18 protein-coding genes, 1 other RNA gene and 1 pseudogene are annotated in these 21,640 nt (G+C 65.7%); 11 read left to right on the top strand and 9 right to left on the bottom strand.

All coding sequences use genetic code 11. The features are described 5' to 3' along the window. Positions 1–204: 204 nt before the first annotated feature. The 9 genes from ACCQ15_RS12725 (at position 205) to ACCQ15_RS12685 (ending at position 10,557) form a co-directional block, all read left to right on the top strand. The gene (locus ACCQ15_RS12725) at positions 205–1,320 is read left to right on the top strand and encodes a polyamine ABC transporter substrate-binding protein (RefSeq protein WP_008571338.1); all 1,116 of its coding nucleotides are present in this window, start codon (positions 205–207) and stop codon (positions 1,318–1,320) included. A gap of 249 nt (positions 1,321–1,569) precedes the next feature. Next, positions 1,570–2,772, top strand: coding sequence for an HlyD family secretion protein (locus tag ACCQ15_RS12720; RefSeq protein WP_372380624.1), 1,203 nt, complete (start codon positions 1,570–1,572; stop codon positions 2,770–2,772). Next, the gene (locus tag ACCQ15_RS12715) at positions 2,769–4,355 is read left to right on the top strand and encodes an MDR family MFS transporter (protein WP_008571335.1); all 1,587 of its coding nucleotides are present in this window, start codon (positions 2,769–2,771) and stop codon (positions 4,353–4,355) included. The genes ACCQ15_RS12720 and ACCQ15_RS12715 overlap by 4 nt, the downstream gene beginning before the upstream one ends. Positions 4,356–4,359: 4 nt before the next feature. Next, the gene (locus tag ACCQ15_RS12710) at positions 4,360–5,850 is read left to right on the top strand and encodes an efflux transporter outer membrane subunit (RefSeq protein WP_372380623.1); all 1,491 of its coding nucleotides are present in this window, start codon (positions 4,360–4,362) and stop codon (positions 5,848–5,850) included. 113 nt (positions 5,851–5,963) lie between these two features. Beyond that, positions 5,964–7,097, top strand: coding sequence for an ABC transporter ATP-binding protein (locus tag ACCQ15_RS12705; RefSeq protein ID WP_008571333.1), 1,134 nt, complete (start codon positions 5,964–5,966; stop codon positions 7,095–7,097). Positions 7,098–7,158: 61 nt separating this feature from the next. Then, a non-coding RNA gene (locus ACCQ15_RS12700) (sX9 sRNA) lies at positions 7,159–7,234 on the top strand. Next, positions 7,226–8,137 (top strand): ABC transporter permease subunit, encoded by a 912-nt coding sequence (locus tag ACCQ15_RS12695; protein WP_029819636.1) that lies wholly within the window; start codon positions 7,226–7,228, stop codon positions 8,135–8,137. Before ACCQ15_RS12700 ends, ACCQ15_RS12695 begins: the two co-directional genes overlap by 9 nt. Continuing rightward, positions 8,134–8,982, top strand: coding sequence for an ABC transporter permease subunit (locus ACCQ15_RS12690; protein ID WP_011347786.1), 849 nt, complete (start codon positions 8,134–8,136; stop codon positions 8,980–8,982). Before ACCQ15_RS12695 ends, ACCQ15_RS12690 begins: the two co-directional genes overlap by 4 nt. A gap of 183 nt (positions 8,983–9,165) precedes the next feature. Next, positions 9,166–10,557 (top strand): NAD-dependent succinate-semialdehyde dehydrogenase, encoded by a 1,392-nt coding sequence (locus tag ACCQ15_RS12685; RefSeq protein WP_170811214.1) that lies wholly within the window; start codon positions 9,166–9,168, stop codon positions 10,555–10,557. A 158-nt stretch (positions 10,558–10,715) separates the two neighbouring features. Here ACCQ15_RS12685 and ACCQ15_RS12680 read toward each other — a convergent pair whose 3' ends face one another. The 9 genes from ACCQ15_RS12680 to ACCQ15_RS12640 all read right to left on the bottom strand — a co-directional run bounded on the left by ACCQ15_RS12680 (position 10,716) and on the right by ACCQ15_RS12640 (position 19,170). Beyond that, the gene (locus ACCQ15_RS12680) at positions 10,716–11,717 is read right to left on the bottom strand and encodes a magnesium and cobalt transport protein CorA (protein WP_033478448.1); all 1,002 of its coding nucleotides are present in this window, start codon (positions 11,715–11,717) and stop codon (positions 10,716–10,718) included. Positions 11,718–11,732: 15 nt separating this feature from the next. Continuing rightward, positions 11,733–12,986, bottom strand: a complete 1,254-nt coding sequence (locus ACCQ15_RS12675; protein WP_031423086.1) for a lipoprotein N-acyltransferase Lnb domain-containing protein — start codon at positions 12,984–12,986, stop codon at positions 11,733–11,735. Between the two features lie 14 nt (positions 12,987–13,000). After that, a complete protein-coding gene (locus ACCQ15_RS12670; RefSeq protein ID WP_372380622.1) occupies positions 13,001–13,879 on the bottom strand; it encodes a CorC family transporter in 879 nt (292 codons plus the stop codon). A 95-nt stretch (positions 13,880–13,974) separates the two neighbouring features. Next, positions 13,975–14,493 (bottom strand): hypothetical protein, encoded by a 519-nt coding sequence (locus ACCQ15_RS12665; protein WP_218560652.1) that lies wholly within the window; start codon positions 14,491–14,493, stop codon positions 13,975–13,977. Next, positions 14,493–14,978 carry an rRNA maturation RNase YbeY gene (gene ybeY / locus ACCQ15_RS12660; RefSeq protein WP_372380621.1) on the bottom strand — a complete coding sequence of 162 codons (486 nt, stop codon included), beginning with the start codon at positions 14,976–14,978 and terminating at the stop codon, positions 14,493–14,495. Before ybeY ends, ACCQ15_RS12665 begins: the two co-directional genes overlap by 1 nt. 99 nt (positions 14,979–15,077) lie before the next feature. Continuing rightward, positions 15,078–15,623, bottom strand: a complete 546-nt coding sequence (locus ACCQ15_RS12655; RefSeq protein WP_372380620.1) for a hypothetical protein — start codon at positions 15,621–15,623, stop codon at positions 15,078–15,080. Positions 15,624–15,625: 2 nt separating this feature from the next. Further along, the gene (locus tag ACCQ15_RS12650; protein ID WP_011347780.1) at positions 15,626–16,609 is read right to left on the bottom strand and encodes a PhoH family protein; all 984 of its coding nucleotides are present in this window, start codon (positions 16,607–16,609) and stop codon (positions 15,626–15,628) included. Between the two features lie 423 nt (positions 16,610–17,032). Beyond that, positions 17,033–18,487 (bottom strand): tRNA (N6-isopentenyl adenosine(37)-C2)-methylthiotransferase MiaB, encoded by a 1,455-nt coding sequence (miaB, locus tag ACCQ15_RS12645; protein ID WP_029819632.1) that lies wholly within the window; start codon positions 18,485–18,487, stop codon positions 17,033–17,035. Between the two features lie 38 nt (positions 18,488–18,525). After that, positions 18,526–19,170 (bottom strand): glutathione S-transferase family protein, encoded by a 645-nt coding sequence (locus tag ACCQ15_RS12640; RefSeq protein WP_011347777.1) that lies wholly within the window; start codon positions 19,168–19,170, stop codon positions 18,526–18,528. A 104-nt stretch (positions 19,171–19,274) separates the two neighbouring features. Between ACCQ15_RS12640 and ACCQ15_RS12635 the strand changes: the two are divergent. Further along, positions 19,275–20,239: pseudogene (locus ACCQ15_RS12635) on the top strand (helix-turn-helix transcriptional regulator). 191 nt (positions 20,240–20,430) lie between these two features. Beyond that, positions 20,431–21,414 (top strand): lytic transglycosylase domain-containing protein, encoded by a 984-nt coding sequence (locus ACCQ15_RS12630; RefSeq protein ID WP_011347775.1) that lies wholly within the window; start codon positions 20,431–20,433, stop codon positions 21,412–21,414. Positions 21,415–21,640 lie beyond the last annotated feature (226 nt).

The following is a 21,640-nucleotide window of genomic DNA, read 5'->3' as shown; positions in this document are numbered from 1 at the left end:
TCCCACCGCACGGCAGCGGGCAGTGACGAGGTCGGTGAGCACGCATGCGCGCAGCGGTGCCTTCGTGGCGGCTGCCGCGCTGGTCAGCCGGCAAGGTCGGTCCGTGCCGGTCCCGCTGCGCTGGGCAAACCCGGGCGTGGTGAGTAGGCTGGGAAGAGACCGGATTCGATACCGGCCGCCCCATCGTGCTGCCTGGAGACCCACATGACGCTGCGACTGCTCGCCCTGACGCTGTCCATCACCCTGTTGTCCGGCTGTGGCGGCGCTGGCGCGCCCGGCAAGACCGACGCGCAGGCCAAGGTGCTCAACGTCTACAACTATTCCGATTACATCGCCGAGGACACCATTCCCGGGTTCGAAAAGAGCACCGGCATCAAGGTCACCTACGACGTCTTCGACAGCGACGAAATGGTGGAAACCAAGTTGCTGGCCGGCGGCAGCGATTACGATGTGGTGGTGCCCACGCTGAACTTCTTCGGCCGGCAGATCCAGGCCGGCGTCTTCCTGCCGCTGGACAAGAGCAAGATCCCCAATCTGGTCAATCTGGATCCGGACGTGATGCGCCGCATCGCCGCGCAGGACCCGAACAATGCCTATGGCGTGCCGTACATGATCGGCACCACCGGCATCGGCTACAACGTCGACAAGCTCAAGGCGATCTTCGGCAACACCGATGTCGCCAACAGCTGGGATCTGGTGTTCAAGCCGGAGAATCTGTCCAAACTCAAGGACTGCGGCGTGACCATCCTGGACACGCCTTCGGACATGATTCCGATTGCGCTCAATTATCTCGGGCTCGATCCGCACAGCACGGCGCCGGCCGAGATCGAAAAGGCCGCCGCGCTGATCAAGGCCATTCGCCCGTACGTGCAGAACTTCCACTCCAGCCAGTACGTGACCTCGCTGGCCAACGGCAATACCTGCCTGGCGGTGGGCTGGTCCGGCGACATCATCCAGGCGCGCGACCGTGCCGTGGAAGCCGGCAACAACATCAAGGTGGCTTACGCCATTCCGAAGGAAGGCGCGCCGCAGTGGTTCGACATGCTGGCCATTCCCAAGGATGCCAAGCACCCTGACAACGCCTACGCCTTCATCAATTATCTGTTGAAGCCGGACGTGGCCGCGGCCAACACCAACTTCATCCATTACGCCAACCCGGTGCGCACGGCCACGCCGTTGGTGGATGCGGTGATCCGCAACGACCCCACCATCTACCCGCCGCCGGAAGTGACGGCCAAGATGTTTACCTACGCGATCAATCCGCCGGACGTGGACCGGCTGTACACGCGGCTGTGGACCGAGATCAAGACCGGGCATTGACCGGCTGCGTCGGCGGCGGGTGCTGCGCCCGAGCGCAGTGCTGCCCCGTGCGACGGCCCATCCCAGGGGCCAAGCGCACTGCGTAGGAATGGCACCATCGCGACTTGGTGGGCCGGTTGTCGGCCGGTCGGGTCATCACGCAATCTGTACCGGGCAGTTCAAATAATTGTATGGTTGCGCCGCCATTGCCGACGCCGCCGAGACGGCCGCTGCGTGGCGCGCCTCGCCCATCACACAGGACGCATCCTTTTGAGCAACCACGACCATCAGTCCAATGACGGCCAGTCCTCGGCCACGGATGCGCAGGGCGCCGGCGCGCGCGACGAGCAGCAGGCGCCCAAGCCCTCGCCGTTGAAGAACCCCAAGGTGAAGTGGACGCTGATCCTGGTCGGGGTGCTGGTGCTGATCCTGCTGGTGGTGTGGCTGGCCTATTACCTGATCAAGGGCCGCTACATGCAGGACACCAACAACGCCTATCTGCAGGCCGATTCGGTGGCCGTGGCACCGCGCGTCAGCGGCTACGTGACCAAGGTGCTGGTGAGCGACAACCAGATCGTGGAAGCCGGACAGCCGTTGCTGCAGATCGACGATCGCACCTACCAGGCCACCCTGCAGCAGGCCGAAGCCGCCATTGCCGCACGCCAGGCCGATATCGTCGCCGCCACCGCCAATGTCTCCGCGCAGGAATCGGCGCTGCTGCAGGCGCGTACCCAGGTCACCGCCGCTGCTGCCAGCCTCAAGTTCGCCCAGGCCGAAGTGAAGCGCTTCGCGCCGTTGGCCGCCTCCGGCGCAGACACCCACGAACATCAGGAAAGCCTGCAGCACGATCTGGCACGCGCACGTGCGCAGTACGACGCCGCGCAGGCGCAGGCCAAGGCCGGCGAGAGCCAGATCCAGGCCAGCCGCGCGCAACTGGAACAGGCACAGGCCGGCGTGAAACAGGCCACCGCCGATGCCGACCAGGCGCGGGTGGCGGTGGAAGACACCCGTCTGACCAGCCGTATCCACGGCCGGGTGGGCGACAAGACCGTGCAGGTGGGCCAGTTCCTCGGCGCCGGCACCCGCACCATGACCATCGTGCCGCAGGAATCGCTGTATCTGGTTGCCAATTTCAAGGAAACCCAGGTCGGCCTGATGCGTCCCGGCCAGCCGGCCGAGATCGAGGTCGATGCGCTGTCCGGAGTGAAGTTGCACGGCAAGGTCGAGAGCCTGTCGCCGGGCACCGGCTCGCAGTTCGCGTTGCTACCGCCGGAAAACGCCACCGGCAATTTCACCAAGGTGGTACAGCGTGTGCCGGTGCGCATCCTTGTGCTGGCCGGTGAAGAGGCGCGCAAGGTGCTGGTGCCGGGCATGTCGGTGGAGGTCACCGTGGACACGCGCTCGGCCAAGGACGCCAAGCAGCGTGCCGAAGAAGAATCCGACCGCGTGCAGGAGCAGGAGCGCGCGCGATGAGTGCAGCGGCCGCCACCGGCCCGCGTGCCGGCGGCAGCGCCCAGCGCGAGAAGGCCGAGCCGGGCGCCTGGCTGGCGGTGCTGGCCGGCACCATCGGCTCGTTCATGGCGACGCTGGATATTTCCATCGTCAATGCCGCGCTGCCCACCATCCAGGGCGAGGTCGGCGCCAGCGGTACAGAAGGCACCTGGATTTCCACCGCCTACCTGGTGGCCGAGATCATCATGATCCCGCTGACCGGCTGGTTCGTGCGCACGCTGGGCCTGCGCAATTTCCTGCTGATCTGCGCGGTGATGTTCACCGCGTTCTCGGTGGTGTGCGGGCTGTCGACGTCGCTTTCGATGATGATCATCGGCCGCGTCGGGCAGGGCCTGGCCGGCGGCGCCCTGATTCCGACCGCGCTGACCATCGTCGCCACGCGGTTGCCGCCCAGCCAGCAGACCATGGGCACCGCCTTGTTCGGCATGACCGTGATCATGGGCCCGGTGATCGGCCCGCTGCTCGGCGGCTGGCTGACCGAAAACGTCAGCTGGCACTACGCGTTCTTCATCAACGTGCCGATCTGCGTTGGCCTGGTTGCGCTGCTGCTGCTCGGCCTCAAGCACGAAAAGGGTGACTGGGCAGGCCTGCTCGACGCCGATTGGCTGGGCATCTACGGGTTGACCGCGGGTCTGGGCGGGCTGACCGTGGTGCTGGAAGAAGGCCAGCGCGAGCGCTGGTTCGAATCCAGCGAGATCAATACCCTGAGCCTGCTTGCGTTGAGCGGCTTCATCGCCCTGGTGATCAGCCAGTTCCGGCGGCGCCCTCCGGTGATCCGGCTGTCGCTGCTGCTGCAGCGCAGCTTCGGCGCGGTTTTCATCATGGTCATGGCGGTGGGCATGATCCTGTTCGGCGTCATGTACATGATTCCGCAGTTCCTGGCGGTGATCTCCGGCTACAACACCGAGCAGGCCGGGTACGTGCTACTGCTGTCCGGCCTGCCGACCGTCCTGCTGATGCCGATGATGCCCAAGCTGCTGGAAACGGTGGATGTGCGCATCCTGGTCATTGCCGGGCTGATCTGCTTTGCCGCTGCCTGCTTCGTCAATCTGTCGCTGACTGCCGACACCGTGGGCACGCATTTTGTCGCCGGGCAGCTGCTGCAGGGCTGCGGCCTGGCGTTGGCGATGATGTCGCTCAACCAGGCGGCGATCTCGTCGGTGCCGCCGGAACTGGCGGGCGATGCCTCGGGCCTGTTCAATGCCGGCCGCAACCTGGGCGGCTCGGTCGGGCTGGCGCTGATCTCCACCTTTCAGGAGCGCCGCATGACCTTCCATACCGAAACCATCGGCAGCTCGATCACCGCCAATGCCAGCCGTGCACAGGAGGCGCTGGCCGGCCTGACCGCACAGATGCAGGGCAGTGCCGGCGGCGAGGCGGCAGCCCGCTCGATCGCCCAGTTCGCCCGCGTCGTGCAGCAGCAGTCCCTGGTGATGACCTATAGCGACCTGTTCTGGATCTTTGGCGTGATCGTGGTCTGCACGATTCCGCTGGCCTTTTTGCTCAAGCCGTTACCCAAGGGGGCGCACCTTGCAATGCACTGATTCCATGCGCCTGATCCGCATGCCGCTGGCTGCGGCGGTGGGCACGCTGCTGCTTGGCGGCTGCATGCTCGGCCCCAACTACACCAAGCCGCCAGCGGTTGCCGACGCGGCGATGCAGGCACCCGCCCTGCATCGTGCCAGCGGCGCGGACGTGGTCGCCGCCGCACCGCTGAACCATTGGTGGGAGGAACTGCACGACCCGCTCCTGACCCAGTTGGTCACCCAGGCCTTGGCCGACAGCCCCAACCTGCGCGCGGCACAGGCGCGGCTGCGTGCCAACCGCGCGCTGGCCCAGCAACGCCGCGCCGAGCGCCTGCCCAAGCTCAACGCCAGCGCGGTGTATGCCTACGCCGAACCGCCGCAGACCATTGTCGACACGCTCGGCGGGCTGCAACAGGGTCAACCCGGCCAGCCGCCGGCGGCCGGCAACCAGGCGCTGAACCTGGAAGAGACGCAGATCTACAGCGCCGGCTTCGATGCGAGCTGGGAGCTAGATTTCTTCGGCCGCCGCCGTCGCGCCGCCGAAGGCGCGCTGGCGCAGGCACAGGCCTCCGAAGCCGAGCTGGCCGATGCGCAGGTGCAGCTGGCCGCCGAAGTCGGGCAGGTCTATCTCAATTACCGCGGCTTGCAGGCGCGCCTGGCCATTGCCGATGCCAACCTGGACAAGATCCGCCAGTCGCTACGGCTGGTGCAGCAACGTCGCGGGCAGGGCGCCGCCTCGGACCTGCAGGTCGAGCAGATCGCCACCCAAGTGCAGCAGCAGGAGGCGCAACGCTTGCCGCTGGAAATGCAGGCGCAGGAAGCGCAGGACCAGCTGGCCCTGATGGTCGGGCGCGAGCCCGGTGCGCTGGATGCCCAGCTCAGCACGCCGCAGCCCTTGCCGATGCTGCCGACACAGGTGCGCGTGGACGATGCCGGCGCGTTGATCCGCCGGCGCCCGGACGTGCGCAAGGCCGAGCGCGAGCTGGCCGCCTCCAGCGCGCAGATCGGCGAGGCGTTGAACGGCTACTTCCCGCAGGTGAGTCTGCTGGGCGGGCTGAGCTGGGTCGCCGGCTCGCCAAGCGATTTCAATTCCGACGCGCTGACCACATTGGCCGTGCCGATGCTGCGCTGGTCGATCTTCGATTTCGGCAAGACCCGCGCGCAGGTGGAGCAGGCGCGTGCCGGCAATGCGGGGCGTACGGCAGCGTACGAAGGGACCGTGCTGGCTGCCTTGCAGGATGCCAATTCGGCGTTGGCGCGCTTCGGTTCGGCACGCAAGCAGCTGGTGGTCGCACGCCAGGCCGAAGCCTCGGCCACGCGCTCGGCCGGGCTGATGCAGCAGCGTCGCGATGCCGGTGCCACCTCATCGATCGATCTGCTGGATGTGCAGCGCCAGCAGTTGTCGGCGCAGGACGCTGCCGCACAGGCGCAGGTGCAGTTGCTGGTGAATTACGTGGCCCTGCAGAAGAGTCTGGGGCTGGGCTGGAGCGCACCGGCGCAGGACGCGCGCTGAGAGCAGCCAGGGCAATCTGTGACGCGGCAGCCCATGCGCGGCCGCGTCCGGGTTTTGCCATCATGGTCGGCATTGGCCGTTGTGGCGCATGCAATGCGCAATCGAGAGGTTCAATGGCATCCCCCGAGGCCACCCCGCAGCCCCACCTCACCGCTGGCGACGGCGGCTACCTGAGCATCGACGCGGTCCGCAAGGAGTTCGACGGCTTCGTTGCGGTCGACGACGTCAGCCTGCAGATTCGCAAGGGCGAGATCTTCGCGTTGCTCGGTGGTTCCGGTAGCGGCAAATCCACGCTGCTGCGCTGCCTTGCCGGGTTCGAGCGGCCGACCAAGGGGCGCATTGTCCTGGATGGTCAACCGATCGACGCACTGCCGCCGTACGAGCGCCCGATCAACATGATGTTCCAGTCGTACGCGCTGTTTCCGCATATGAGTGTGGAGCAGAACATCGCCTTCGGGTTGAAGCAGGAAGGCTTGCCCAAGGCTGCGATCGCCAGCCGCGTCGGCGAGATGCTCGAACTGGTGCAGCTTGGCGCGCTGGCCAAGCGCAAGCCGCACCAGCTCTCCGGCGGGCAGCAGCAACGCGTGGCCCTGGCGCGCTCGCTGGCCAAGCGCCCCAAGCTGCTGTTGCTGGACGAACCGATGGGTGCGCTGGATAAAAAACTGCGCTCGCAGATGCAGCTGGAACTGGTCAACATCATCGAAACCTCCGGCGTGACCTGCGTCATGGTCACCCACGATCAGGAAGAGGCCATGACCATGGCCACCCGGATCGCGCTGATGGACCAGGGCTGGATCCAGCAGGTGGGCACGCCCGATGAAATCTACGAGCAGCCGGCCAACCGGTTTGCGGCCGAGTTCATCGGCTCGGTCAATCTGATCGATGCGCTCATCGCCGACGACGCGCCCGAGTACGTCACCTTGAAAACGCCGGCGTTCGATGCCTGCATCCGCATCGGCCACGGCATCACCGGCTTCGAAGGGCAGGCAGTGGCGTTCGCGCTGCGCCCGGAAAAGCTCGCCATCGGCAAGGACGAGCCGGCCCAGGCCTGCAACAAGGCCCAGGGCGTGATCGAAGACATCGCCTATTTCGGCAGCCACTCGGTCTACCACGTGCGCCTGCCCAGCGGGGTCAAGCTGATGGCCAATTTCGCCAATCGCCAGCGTTGGGCCAGCGAAGCGCTGACCTGGGGCGACACCGTGTGGGTCGGGTGGGGCGAAGACGACGGCGTGGTGCTCACCGCATGAGAGCGGCCAGCAAAACTACTGCGCAGCCGCCAGGGGGGCGCGGCCGGTGCTCGGAATCCTCATGTACCACTCGTACACTGCGGTTCCTGCGCGCCGTCCGCGCCCCCCTGGCGGCTGCTCGCTACGTTCTGCTAGCCACTCTTAGCCGTGGCTTGCCGGGCGCGCGCTGGGGCGTGATCGCCGCACCGTATCTATGGCTGCTGGTGTTCTTCGCGATTCCGTTTTTGATCGTGCTGAAGATTTCCTTCGCCGAGCGCGCCACCGCGATGCCGCCGTATACGCCGCTATTGGCGGTTGCTGCCGACGGTGCGGTGAGCCTCAAACTGCATCTGGGCAACTATCTGGCCTTGCTGCGCGACAGCCAGTACGTGGCTGCGTACCTGAGTTCGATCAAGATCGCGGCCATTTCCACGGCGCTTGCGTTGTTGATCGGTTATCCGATGGCGTATGTGATCGCGCGCCTGCCGCTGGCCACACGCAACGTGGCGATGATGCTGGTGGTGCTGCCGTCGTGGACCTCGTTTTTGATCCGCGTATACGCGTGGATCGGCATTCTCGATGGCAATGGCGTGCTCAATCAGGTGCTGTTGGCGCTGGGCGTGATCAAGCAGCCGTTGCAGTTGTTGTACACGCCGATCGCCGCCTATATCGGCATCGTTTACTGCTATCTGCCGTTCATGGTGTTGCCGCTGTACGCCAACCTGGTCAAGCACGATCAGCGCCTGCTCGAAGCGGCCTACGACCTGGGGGCGCGGCCATGGCAGGCGTTCGCACGCATCACCTTGCCCCTATCGCGCAACGGCATCGTGGCCGGCTGCATGCTGGTGATGATTCCGGCGGTGGGCGAGTTCGTCATCCCGGAAATGCTCGGCGGGCCGAACACCCTGATGATCGGGCGCGTGCTGTGGGGCGAGTTCTTCAATAACCGCGACTGGCCGGTGGCAGCGGCCGTGGCCACGGTGATGCTGTTGCTGCTGTTGCTGCCCATCGTGATCTTCCACCGCTACCAGCAGCGTGAGCTGGAAGGGCGGCTGACATGATGCGCGCTTCGCGCGGTGGGCGCCTGCTCGGCGGCAGCGTGCTCGCGCTGGGTTTCGGCTTCCTGTACCTGCCGATCCTGTTGTTGATGGTGTATTCGTTCAACGCCTCGCGCCTGGCAACGGTGTGGGGCGGGTTTTCGACCAAGTGGTACGGCGAATTGGTGCGCGACCGGCAATTGCTCGACGCAGCCTGGGTCAGCCTGGAGGTGGCGTTCTGGACGGCCTGCGCATCGACGGTGCTGGGCACGATGGCCGCCATGGCGATGGTGCGCCTGCGGCGGTTTCCCGGCAAAACCCTGTTCGGCGCATTGATCACCGCGCCGTTGGTGATGCCCGAAGTCATCATCGGTCTGTCGATCCTGCTGTTGCTGGTGTCGATGGGGGGCGTGCTCGGCATCGCGCCGCGCGGCGCAGTGGCGATCTGGGTGGCGCATGTCACCTTCACCGTCTCGTTCGTGACCGTGGTGATTTCTTCGCGGCTGCAGGAACTGGACCGCTCGCTGGAAGAAGCCGCGATGGATCTCGGTGCCACGCCGCTGAACGTGTTTTTCCAGATCACCTTGCCGATCATCGCGCCGGCCCTGGCGTCGGGCTGGCTGCTGGCCTTTACGCTTTCGCTGGACGATGTGGTGATCGCCAGTTTCTTGGCCGGGCCCAGTTCCACCACCTTGCCGATCAAGGTGTTTTCGTCGGTGCGGCTGGGCATCAGCCCCAAGATCAATGCGCTGGCCACGGTGATGGTGCTGGCGGTGTCGATTGCCGCGGTGATTGGCTGGTGGCTGCTGGCGCGCAGCGAAAAGCGCCGCATGCGCGATGCGCAGCTGGCGTTGCAACGCGAAGGTTGAGCGCTTCAGCAGGGGGGGGCGAGGTGCAGAGGCGTGCGAGGCAGGTAAGCCTTCGGCAGCACTGCTTCGAAAACCGATGCGGCTGCATGCACCCAGTGTGGCTGGCGGCCGTGGTGCTTGCGAACACAGTGTTGCAGCAGTTTCAGGCGATTGTGACGCGCCCCGAACTTGCCGGCGTCTAGCATGACCGCCTCGCAACAGGAGACCGTCATGTCCTACGACACCGTCAACCCCGCCAACGGCCAGGTCGAGCACACCCAGCAGACCCTGGACGCCGCTGCCATCGAAGCGCGTCTGGCCGCTTCCGCCAAGGCATTTCCGGCCTGGGCCGCGTTGCCGCTAGCCGAGCGTGGCGCCTTGCTGCGCCGCATTGGCGAGGAGCTGACCAAGCGCCGCGAGGACCTGCAACGCATCATGACCGCCGAGATGGGCAAGCTGCGCGCCGAGGCCCTGGCCGAAGTCGACAAGTGCGCGCAGGCCTGCGCGTACTACGCCGAGCACGCCGCCGACTATCTGGCGCCGCGCGACATTCCCACCGAAGCGCAATCCAGCTATGTGCGCTACGAACCGCTGGGCTGCGTGTTCGCAGTGATGCCGTGGAATTTCCCGCTGTGGCAGGCGTTCCGGTTCCTGGCACCAAGCCTGATGGCCGGCAACGTGTCGCTGCTCAAGCACGCCAGCAACGTGCCGCGCTGCGCTGACGCCATGAAAGAGGTGCTGGACGCCGCCGGCATTCCGCCGGGCGTGTTCGATGTCCTGCATATCGATAACGACCAGGCTGCCGATGTCCTGCGTGATGCCCGCATTGCTGCGGTAACGCTGACCGGCAGCGAACGCGCCGGTCGCTCGCTGGCCGCCAATGCGGGCGACCAGCTCAAGAAGTGCGTGATGGAGCTCGGCGGCAGCGATGCCTTCGTGGTGCTGGAAGACGCCGATCTGGAGCACACCGTGCCATCGGCCGTGCAGTCACGTTTCGACAATAGTGGGCAGACCTGCATCGCCGCCAAGCGATTCATCGTGGTGGATGCGATCGCCGACCGGTTCATCGAGCGCTTCGTGGCAGCGGCAGCCAAGCGCATCGTGGGCGACCCGCAGCAGGACAGCACCACGCTGGCGCCAATGGCCCGTGCCGACTTGCGCGAGGAATTGCACAAGCAGGTGCAGGCCAGCGTGGCGAAGGGCGCCAAGGTCTTGCTGGGCGGCGAACCGGTCGCCGGCTCGCATGCCGGTTATCCGGCCACCATCCTCGACAACGTCGCCCCCGGCATGCCGGCATACGACGAAGAATTCTTCGGCCCGGTCGCTTCGATCATCCGGGTGGCCGACGAGGCCGAAGCGGTGCGCGTGGCCAATGACACCAGCTTCGGGCTGGGTGGCAGCGTGTGGACGGCCGACCCCAAGCGCGGCGAGCGCGTGGCGCAGCAGCTGCAGTGCGGCGCGGCGTTCGTCAACTCAGTGGTCAAGAGCGATGTGCGCTTGCCCTTCGGCGGCATCAAGCGCTCCGGCTTCGGCCGCGAACTGGCCGAGCACGGCATCCATGAGTTCATGAACGTCAAGACGATCTATGTGGCTTGATGGCGGGGAATCGGGATTCGGGATTCGGGATTGGAGATTCGCAAGAGCAGGCGCTCGCGACTTATGAGCACCCTGGCCTAGGTTGAAAATCAACAACCTGCCAACTGCTCAAACCAATCCCGAATGCCCAATCCCGAATCCCGGGCCGCGCAGCGGCCCTATAGCCACTTGGCGCGCTTGAACAGGCGATACAGCACCAGGCACGAGCCCACGACGCCGGCGACCAGCAATGGGTAGGCGTAGCGGGCGTCGAGTTCGGGCATGTGGGCGAAGTTCATGCCGTACCAGCTGGTAATCAGGGTAGGGGCGGCCAACAGGGCGGCCCAGGCACCGAGGCGCTTGACGGTTTCGCCCTGAGCGAGCGTCACCATCGACAGGTTGACGCTGAGCGCCGTGCCCAGCATTTCACGCAAGGTGTCGATGGCATCGTTGATGCGCACCGCGTGATCGAGCACGTCGCGCAGGTAAATGCCGACTTCTTCGTGGATCAGGGAGCCGGGATTGCGCTTGAGGTGCGAGAGCACGTCCTGCAACGGCGCCACCACCAGCCGCATCTTGTTGAGTTCGCGCTTGAGCTCATACAGGCGCACCACCGTCTCGCGCTTGTAGTCGTCGGCGAAGATGTCTTTTTCCAGACGTTCCAGCGTGTCGCGGAACTCGTCCATGATCGGTAGGTAATTGTCGACCACGAAATCGAGCACGCCGTACAGGCAGAACGACGCGCCCATGTGCAGCATCGCCGGCTCGCGTTCGACCCGATGCCGCACCGGCGCGTACGACAGTGACGCGCCATGCCGTACCGTCAACAGGAAGCGCCTTCCCAGGAACGCGTGCGTCTCGCCATAGCGGATGCGCTCGTTGACCAGCTGCGCGGTGTTGACCACCACGAACAGCGAGTTGCCGTAACTCTCGGCCTTGGGGCGCTGATGCGCCTTGAGCGCGTCTTCGATCGCCAGATCGTGCAGGCCGAATTCGTCCTGCAACTTGCGCAGCACCGATTCCTGCGGCTCGTACAGCCCCACCCAGACGAAGCCATCCGGCCGCTGCAGCACGTCGCTGATGTGCTCCAGGCTGATGTCGTGGCGCTTGCCGTCGCCGTCGTAATAAGCGCAGGTGATGACGCAGGACGGATTATCGGGATGACGGCCGTTGCTGTTCATGAGCGCATCCTTCAATCAGCGCGTACGTGCGGGCAGGTCACGCGGTCGCAGGGCAATGGCAAGTGCGGTGTGGATCGGCAACAGCAGCATCACCCATTGCAGGTTGTCCTGCGCCTGGAAGGACAGCCAATGGATCACCAACGCGGCCAGCGCGCACGCCGCCACCACCCAGGACAGCACGTTGAACCAGCGGCCCGGCCGATGGCCCAGCTGCAGCCGTATGCCACCGAACCACAGCAGCACGCACAGCGGGTTGACCAGCAGCAGGTTGCGGTTGGCCCATGCCGATTGATGGGCAGTGAATCCCCACAGATACACCAGCAGGCCGCCGCCGATGGCGCACACCAGCCAGAACGGTAACGCCAGTCCAGCCAGCAGGCGCTGCCTGCGGCCCAAGGCCAGCACGCCTGCGGCCACGATGAGCCCGGTCAGCAACCACGGCCACCAGTGTCGCCGCTGTTCGGCGGGCTCGGGCGCGATGCGATGCGGCAGCAATACCTGCGTGGATTGCACCAACGGGCGACCGGCGCTGTTGTGCACCTGGGTCAGGCTGTCGGCCAGCCGCATCGGCACGAAGGCTTCTTCCCAGCGCGACAAGGGGCGATCGGCGTACGGTCCCAGGCCCAGGTCGAAGCCCAGCCACATCCACGGGGCAGGGGAGGCCAGGCGCACCGCTTCGCTGCGGAAGGTGTTGCCGCGCGAACGACCGGCCAGCTGCGACTTGAGCGCGCCACCCATCGCACGGTCCAGCGTGTCGCGCACCATGGTGGCGCAGTTGGCCATGAAGTAGTCGTAGTGATAGCGCGCGTTTTCCGGTTGGCTACGCACCGCCAAGCCCTCGGCCAGCGCGCGCGCCTGGTCTGGCGGCAGATCCAGCCACTGGATGCTGACACCGCGCCCGGCATCGCGATATTGCGACAGGTCTTCTTCCAGCGGCAGCGCGACCAGGTAATACATCATTTCGCCGCGCGCAAAACGCGGTACGAAGTCCGGCTCGCTCGGGTCGAAGAAGCCGAAGTTGTACGAGGTGGCCTGCTGCGTGCGCGGATCGACCACCACGACGGCATCGTGACCGAAACGTTCGAAAAACACTTCGCCCGGTTGCATGGTCACCACGCCGATCCGCGGCGCCGACTGGGACGCAGGGGCGGCTTCCGGGGCGGGCGCCTGCGCGAAGGACGCCGGTGTCACCAACAGCGACAGCAACGCCAGCAGCCAGCACGCAGCCCAACGCCGGGCACTGCAGCGCGCCGGCGCTGCAGCGGTCATGCCATGCGACAGGTTCAAGCGTCGTCCTGCGGATCGGGCGGCAGAATGGTGACGTGGAAGGCATGCACGCGCCGCGCATCGGCCTTGGCCACGCGGAATGCAAAGCGCCCCAGCGTCAACTCTTCGCCGGTTTCGGGCAGGTGCCCGATCGCATCGGTGACCAGCCCACCCACGGTGTCGTACTCGTCGTCGGGGAACTCGGCGCCAAAGCGTTCGTTGAAGTCTTCGATCGGCGTCAGCGCATCGACCACATAGCGCCCATCGGCCTGGATCGCAATGAGCGAATTCTCTTCTTCGGCATCGTCGTGCTCGTCGTCGATCTCGCCGACGATCTGCTCGAGCACGTCCTCGATGGTGACCAGCCCGGCAACACCGCCGTATTCGTCCACCACGATCGCCATGTGATTGCGCGAAAGGCGAAATTCCTTGAGCAGGACGTTGAGCTTCTTCGACTCCGGGATCAGCACCGCCGGGCGCAGCAGTTCGCGCACGTTGCCCGGGCCGTTGTCGGCCACCACGCCGCGCAACAGGTCCTTGGCCAGCAGGATGCCGAGCACTTCGTCCTTGTTCTCGCCGTGGACCGGGAAGCGCGAATGGCCCGATTTGACCACCTGCTTCATCAGGTCGATGAAACGCGCCTCCACCGGCAGCGAGACCATCTGCGAGCGCGAGATCATCACATCGCCCACGGTGAGCTCGGACACGGAGATCGCGCCTTCCATCATGCGCAAGGTGTCTGCGGCGATGAGACCGTCCTGTTCGGCGGTCCGCAGCAAGGCGACGAGTTCGTCGCGGGTGTGGGGTTCGCCGGAGAAGGCAGCGCTGAGGCGCTCGAGCCAGCTACGGCGTTTTTCCGGTGTTTCTGGGGATTGGCTACTGTCGTCTTCGGACATCGTGACGGGGAAGGGCACCCGGCAAACCAGGCGTTAGCCATCAGTCTAGCAGGAAGCCGGCAAGGCGCTGTGGATGCGCCGTTACCTGGCCGGTCTCAGGGCAGATCCAGGCTGTAGCCGCAGCCGACAACGGTCTTGCCCGGGTGCGATTTGACGTTGGTCACGCTCAGCACGACCGATTCGATCATGGCCTCGCCGGTCTTGGGATTGGTGGTGTCTTCGCTGACCAGCTCGCGCCCGTACATGACCTTCTCGGCGTTATCCACGCCCAGTTCCAGATCCAACTGCTTGGCGAGCGGGCGCGGGTCGGGCAGGTCCAGGATCGCCATGATGCTGGCGCCGGAAAACGCGATGTGATGGGTACTGTGGCCGAACACGCGAATGGGCGTGTTGAGCGTGTACTCGGTCATGAACAGGTTGGACTGATCCAGCGGCGTCCAGCCCAGCGCCACCGCCTTGAGCGGGTCGGCCAGTACCGGCGCCAACGCGCTGAAATCGCCGATGCGCTGGCGGCATTCGATCAAGGCGGCAAGGTCCGGGCGCACCGGTGCGGTCTGCGCCCAGGCGCCGGGCGCGCTCAACAGCAGCAGGGCGCCGGCAATGCAAAAACGCATCAGTGTTCTCCTGCGTAAGGGTCGTCGATGCCGAGGTCGGCCAGGATCTCGCGCTCCAGTTGCTCCATCGCCTCGGCCTCCTTGTCGTCTTCGTGATCCCAGCCAAGCAGGTGCAAGGTGCCATGCACGGTCAGGTGCGCATAGTGCGCAGCCAGCAATTTGCCTTGCTCTGCGGCCTCGCCCGCCACCACCGGTGCGCAGATCACCAGATCGCCCAGCAGCGGCATCTTGATGCCCTTGGGCAGGCCTTCCGGCAGTTCGGCAGGGAAGCTCAGCACGTTGGTGGCGTAATCCTTGCCGCGGTAATGGTGATTGAGCGAGCAGCCTTCCTTCTCGTCGACCACGCGCACTGCCAGATCGGCCTCGCGGATGCGTCCCTTCAACGCCGCGGCCACCCACTTGCGAAAACTCACCGCCGACGGCAGGCCGGCGCGCGGCAGCGCATAGCTGACGGCAACGTCGAGGCGGATAGGGCCCTTGGTCATGGGAACACCAGCATTCAGATCAGACAGAGGTGACAGTATCGCCCGAGTAGCGTCTTGCGGCGACGCCTGCGTGTGCGTGCTTGGCCGGCCGGTCCGGGATCAGCGAACGCACTCGACCAGCACCATGACAAGCGCGCCACCGTTGGCAACACGATAAAACGCACTGCCCATCGGCCCGTTCTGGCAATGCGGATCGACCCGGTTGACTTCCAGGGCCGGCGCGAAACCTGGTGGCGATTGTGTCCAGATTGCGGCTTGGCCGCGCTCCAGCAGGCGACCTACCAGATAGCGCGTGTCGGCGCTTTCCTTGTCATCTTGAGCCACCGCGCAGCCGAAGCGGTCGTGCGCTTTGCCGGTAGAGGCAAGTAGCGCCTGCGCTCGCGTGCCGGCAAGCAGCGCTTGTCGCTGCGCATCCTCATCAACCCCCGCACCGGCTGCAGCTTTCGCCACTGCCAGGTGTTCCAGTTCGGCCCGATCCAACAGGATGGTCGCTTGCCCAGCGGCCACCGAGACACAGGACGCGGCAAGGTGCTGCCGCAACATGACGTGCGTGGTCGTGTCGGCCTGCTGGCGTGCCTGCGCATGCGCAGGTTCATGGCAAGCCAGCGCCAACCAGACTCCCAACAGTAGGGCGCGGCCTTGCACGGTCAGTCGGCCGCAGGAGGCTGCAGCGCGTTATCGCGCTTGTCGTAGGCGGTGACGATGCGCTGCACCAATGGATGACGCACCACGTCGCGCGCTTCGAAGAAGGTGAAACTGGTGCCTTCCACATCGCGCAGCACTTCGATCGCATCGCGCAGGCCGGATTTGACGTGCTTGGGCAGATCGATCTGGGTAAGGTCGCCGGTGACCACCGCCGTGGAGCCGAAGCCCAGGCGGGTCAGGAACATCTTCATCTGTTCGATGGTGGTGTTCTGCGCTTCGTCCAGAATCACATATGCATCGTTGAGCGTGCGACCGCGCATATAGGCCAGCGGCGCGATTTCGATGACGTTGCGCTCCAGCAACTTGACCACTTTTTCCACGCCGAGCATTTCGTACAGCGCATCGTAGAGCGGGCGCAGGTACGGGTCGACCTTCTGGCTGAGATCGCCCGGAAGAAAGCCGAGTTTTTCGCCGGCTTCCACTGCCGGGCGCACCAGGATCAACCGCTGCACCCGCGACTCGTTGAGTGCTTCAACCGCGCTTGCTACCGCCAGGAAGGTCTTGCCGGTGCCGGCCGGGCCGATACCGAAATTGATGTCGTGGGTGGCGATCGCGTGCAGGTATTTGGCCTGGTTGGCGCCACGGCCACGCACGGTGCCGCGCTTGACCTTGATCGCCACATCCTGGGCCTGATATGCGCGCTCGGCCACATGCTCGAGGTTGGCATCGTTGAGCCGCAGGTGGATTGCGTGCGTGTCGAACGTGGTGATTGCGGCCTCGTCGTACAACGCGGTCAACAGCGACTGGGCGGCGGCGATGGCCGGCTCCGGTCCGGTCACCCGGAAGACGTTGCCACGGTTGGCGATCTCGACGCCAAGCTTGAGTTCGATCTGGCGCAGATGCGCATCGAACGGACCGGCCAGATTGGCCAGACGCTCGATGTCCTCGGGTTCCAGGGTGAAATCGCGATGTGCGGGTGCGTTCATGGTTGGATCGGACGGCGCACCTGGGTGCGCGTCGGTAGGGCGGGAGCGAAAGGGTAGCGCGCGGCATGTGATCCCACCAACACAGCGGGCGGCGCGGCACCTCGGCGACGCGCCGGTCCGCACAGGCATGCAGGTTTTCCACAACCGCTGTGGAGTCACGCATCACTAACCTGTGGATAAAACTCGCCGCGCTTACTGGCGCAAGGTTTGCCGGGTTGGTGGCGAAAAAAACGCCAGTACCGACAGGGTTGTCCACACAGGATGTGGATCGAATTCGGCAAAGCCTGTGGGTAAGTAAGACGAGGCCTTGCGCTGCAAGGCGCTACGGATGTGTGGTGAAATTTTGACCATTTCCCGCGAGACGCTTCGGCGCGTGGTCGCCTTGCTTGAAGGGGCGCCGCATTGCGCAGCGCCCGCGCGCCATCACTGTGCGCTGTCGTCCAGTTGAATCCGGCCACGCAGCGAATTGCTCATCGCCTCGGTGATCAACACATCGACGAACTGTCCGATCAAACGCGGGTTGCCTGGGAAATTCACCGGGCGCATGTTCTCGCTCTTGCCGGTCAGTTCGTTCGGGTCGCGCCGCGAGGGGCCTTCCACCAGCACGCGTTGCACGCTGCCCACCATCGATTGCGAAATGCTCGCCGCGTGCGCGTTGATATGCGCCTGCAGACGCGCAAGACGCGCCTGCTTCACCGCCTCCGGCGTGTCGTCCTGCAGGTCCGATGCCGGGGTGCCGGGGCGGCGCGAATACACGAACGAAAAGCTCTGGTCGAAGCCCACGTCCTCGATCAGCTTCATGGTCTTTTCGAAGTCCGCTTCAGTCTCGCCAGGGAAGCCGACGATGAAGTCCGAACTGATCGAGATGTCCGGGCGCACTGCGCGCAGCTTGCGGATCTTCGACTTGAATTCCAGCGCGGTGTAGCCGCGCTTCATCGCCGACAGAATGCGGTCGCTGCCGGCCTGCACCGGCAGGTGCAGGTAGTTGGCCAGCTGCGGTACGTCGCGGTAGGCATCCACCAGCGAATCGGAAAACTCCAGCGGATGCGACGTGGTGAAGCGGATACGGCCGATGCCGTCGATTTGCGCGATGGTGCGGATCAGCAGGCCCAGATCGGCGTACTGCGCGGCGTCGCCGGCATCGGCGCCATACGCACCGCGGTACGCGTTGACGTTCTGGCCAAGCAGGTTGATCTCGCGCACGCCTTGCGCCGCCAATTGCGCCACTTCCACCAGCACGTCCTCGAACGGCCGGCTGACTTCTTCGCCACGGGTGTAGGGCACCACGCAGAACGAGCAGTATTTGGAGCAGCCTTCCATGATCGAGACGAAGGCCGACGGACCTTCGGCACGCGGCTCGGGCAGACGGTCGAACTTCTCGATTTCCGGGAAGCTGATGTCCACCTGCGACTTGCCCGATTCGCGTCGCGCGCGAATCAGTTCCGGCAGCCGGTGCAGGGTCTGCGGGCCGAACACCAGGTCCACGTAGGGCGCACGCTTGACGATGGCTTCGCCTTCCTGCGACGCCACGCAGCCGCCGACGCCGATGATCACCGGCTTGCCGCCGGCCTTGAGCGCCTTCCAGCGACCCAGCTGGCTGAAGACTTTTTCCTGGGCTTTTTCGCGAATGGAACAGGTATTGACCAGCACCACATCCGCTTCCTCGGGGTTGTCGGTCAGCTCCAGGCCTTCGGAAGCGGCAAGCACGTCGGCCATCTTGGCCGAGTCGTACTCGTTCATCTGGCATCCGTGGGTCTTGATATAGAGCTTGCCGCGTACCACGGCAGGCGCCGATGGGCGCGCGACGGGCAAGGGCAACAGGGCGGGTGCGTCCACGGCAGCTGCCGCGGACAGGTCGGAAACGGGTGTCCCGGGCATGGCGCTTATTCCAGGCGGGTAGAAGAGAGACGCGCAGTTTACCCGCTTGCGCTGGCGCCGTCCGCGGCCGCACGCCCGGCGTCGACGGCTTCGGCGCGCGCCACTGCCGGGCGCGCGGCCATCCGGGCGATATAGGCGCGGGTCGGGGCGGGCGGGTCGATCAGGCCAAACTCCACCATCCACGCCAAGGCGCCGCCCCACAGCACATCGGCCGCACTGCAGCGCTCGCCCAGCAGGTAATCGCCCTTGGCCAGCTGCGCATCAACCACCTGCAGCACCGTGTCGGCGTCGGCATAAGGCGAGAGCGAGCGCGGCGGGGCGCTACGCTTGAGCGCAAGATCGATGATCGCCGGTTCGAAGGCCGAGCCGTAGAACGCAAGCCAGCGCAGGTAGGCGCCACGATCGGCATCGCCCGGCGCCGGTGACAGGCCGGCTTCCGGATATAGCTCGGCCAGGTACTGATAGATGGCGCCCTGCTCGGTGACCACGCTGGTGCCGTGGACGATGGTCGGTATCTTGCCCATCGGGTTGATCGCAAGGAATTCCGGCATGCGCTGCTGCTCCTTTTCCAGATCGATGGGCTGCAGGCTGTAGCGTGCGCCCAATTCTTCCAGCAAGACCAGCACCCCCCGCGAGCGGGAGCGGGGGTTGTGGAACAGGGTGACGTGGCGGTCGTCGGACATTGCGGTCTCCAGGGTGGCTGCGGTGGCGAAGCGAGTGGGGATGGCGGGTATCGCGATCTTACGGACCACTTGCGGACAGTTACTGTCCGCAATACGGTGGCGCGATGGCTTCCACCGCTGCTCGCCTGTTGCGTCTGCTTTCCCTGCTTCAAAGTGGCAGGAGTTGGTCCGGTGTGGCGCTGGCAGAACGTTTAGACATCCATCCGCGCAGCCTGCGGCGCGATATCGAGCGCCTGCGCGAAGCGGGTTATCCGGTGCATGCAGCGCCCGGCAGCGGCGGCGGCTACCGGCTGGGGCAGGGCGGTGCGGCATTACCGCTGTTGTTGGAAGAAGACGAGGCACTGACCGTGGCGGTCGCCTTGCGCGCCGCCGCGCCAGCGGTGCGCGGGATGGACGCCGCGGCGGCACGCGTGATGGCCAAGCTGGATCCCTGCTGCCGCGCCGCAGCGGCCAGCGCGCCAGTGCCGCGCATGCCGCCATGGCCAGCATGCCGGCTGCCGAAACGGAATCGCTGGTCGATGCGGGTCTGCTTGCCCAGTTGGCTGCCGCCTGCCGCGACCGGGCCACGCTGCGGCTGGACTATCGGCGCCATTCGGGTACGGCCATCACCCGCAGCGTCGAGCCGGCGTTGCTGGTGAACTACGGGCGGCGCTGGTACCTGCTGGTCTGGGACTGCGAACGCCAGGACTGGCGCAGCCTGCGCGCGGACCGGATCGATCAGGCGGTCGCCACCGGCGCGCGGTTCGCCCCCCGCGCATTGCCCGAAGAGCCACTACAGCTATTGCGCAAGGCGATCGGCGAAGCGCCGTTTCCGTGCCGGGCGCGGGTGCGTCTGGCCGGCACGGTGGAGGCATTGGCAGCGCGCATCCCGCCCTGGCTGGGTGCCTTGCAGGCCGATGGTCCCGCACATTGCTGGCTGGGTCTTGGCGCCCCGAGCATGCCCGCGCTGGCGGCCAACCTGTTGTTGCTGGACCTGCCGTTCGACGCGATTGCGCCGGCCCAAGCCCGCCACACCTTGACGCAGGCGCTGGACATGTTGCGCACGCAGCTGGACCGGCTGCCCCAGTGAGGCGGCCAACAGACCATCGCGCGTGGTCGTCAGGCGGGCGGCGGCGAACGCGTCATCGGGAGTGCGGGAGGGGTACTTGAGGATTTCGAGCACCGGTCCCGCACGCCTGGCCGCGGCGCGGGCGCCTTGCGCGCTGCTCCAGACGCTGGCCGACACTTGGCAAGCCCTGGGCAAGCTGGGACACTCCGCGCATGAAGGGGATGTCAAGATTGCTGGGGCTGATGCTCGTCACGTTGTCGGCTGCGCCGGTCAGCGCCGGCACGCTGTACAAGTGCGTCGGCGCTGACGGTATCACCAGTTACCTGAGCAAGCGCCAGAGCGGCTCCACCTGCAGCGTCATCAGCAGCTATACCCCCGATCGTGCGGCCCGCCGCCTGCCGTCATCTCCCTCGGCCGGGCGTCTGGCCGTCAGCCCCGCGCCCCGCATGGCCAATGTCGACAGCGGCGCGCCGGCCACCATTATCAGCCAGCCAGTCAGCCAGCCGCCGCGGCACGCTGCCGAGGTCGCTTCGGCGCCGGCTCCGCGTGCCTTGCCGGAGTCGTCCGTCTCGGTCGTCACACCGCCAGCGGCAGCAGCAACCAATCCGCGCCGGGTCGTCAGCGGGCAGGTGTACTCTTATATGAAGGACGGCGTGCGCCACTACACCAGCGCCCGGCCGCGCCAGGTCGCCAGCATCGAAGGCCTGCGCACCATCCATTACAGCTTTATCGAAACCTGCTACGCCTGCGGTGCCAAGCCCGGGGTCAATTTTGGTGCGATCCGGCTCAACACCAACGCCTATCAGCAGGAAATCGCAGCGGCGGCGCGCGAGTTCGGGGTGGAAGAATCGATCGTGCGCGCGATCATCCACGCCGAATCGGCCTACAACCCGCTCGCGCTCAGTCGTGCCGGCGCGCAAGGCCTGATGCAGTTGATGCCGGGCACCGCGCGCCGCTTCGGTGTCAGCGATGCCTATGATGCAACGCAAAATATTCGTGGCGGCGTGCAATATCTGTCCTGGCTGCTGAAACGCTTCAATGGCGACCTCACCCTGGCCGCTGCCGGCTACAACGCCGGCGAGGGCGCAGTCGACCGTTACGGCGGCGTACCGCCGTATAGCGAAACCCAGCGCTACGTGCAACGCGTGGGCGTATTGGCCGGCCGCTATCGTGGCCAGGCCACAGCAGCCAACTGAAGCGGCTGGCAAAACGACCGCGCAGCCGCCCGGCGGGCGCGGCCGGTGCTCCTGGCATGTCATAAGCAGCGCGGCGTCTGCGCGATCCATTCCCGGCCCCCTCCTTGACGTCTTGGTCGCTGCTTTTGGGAACCTTTGCCACGGCGCTGCGCCGAGTGCGGTGGGGCAAGTGCTTCGGTCTCCGCAACATCGGTTGCAGCGCCCATAGCCAGTCGCGAACGATCGT

Source organism: Xanthomonas sp. NCPPB 1754 (assembly GCF_041475725.2).
Lineage (GTDB): Bacteria > Pseudomonadota > Gammaproteobacteria > Xanthomonadales > Xanthomonadaceae > Xanthomonas > Xanthomonas euvesicatoria.
The sequence above is the reverse complement of the archived record's forward strand: the minus strand, read 5'-3'. Positions and strand labels throughout refer to the sequence as shown.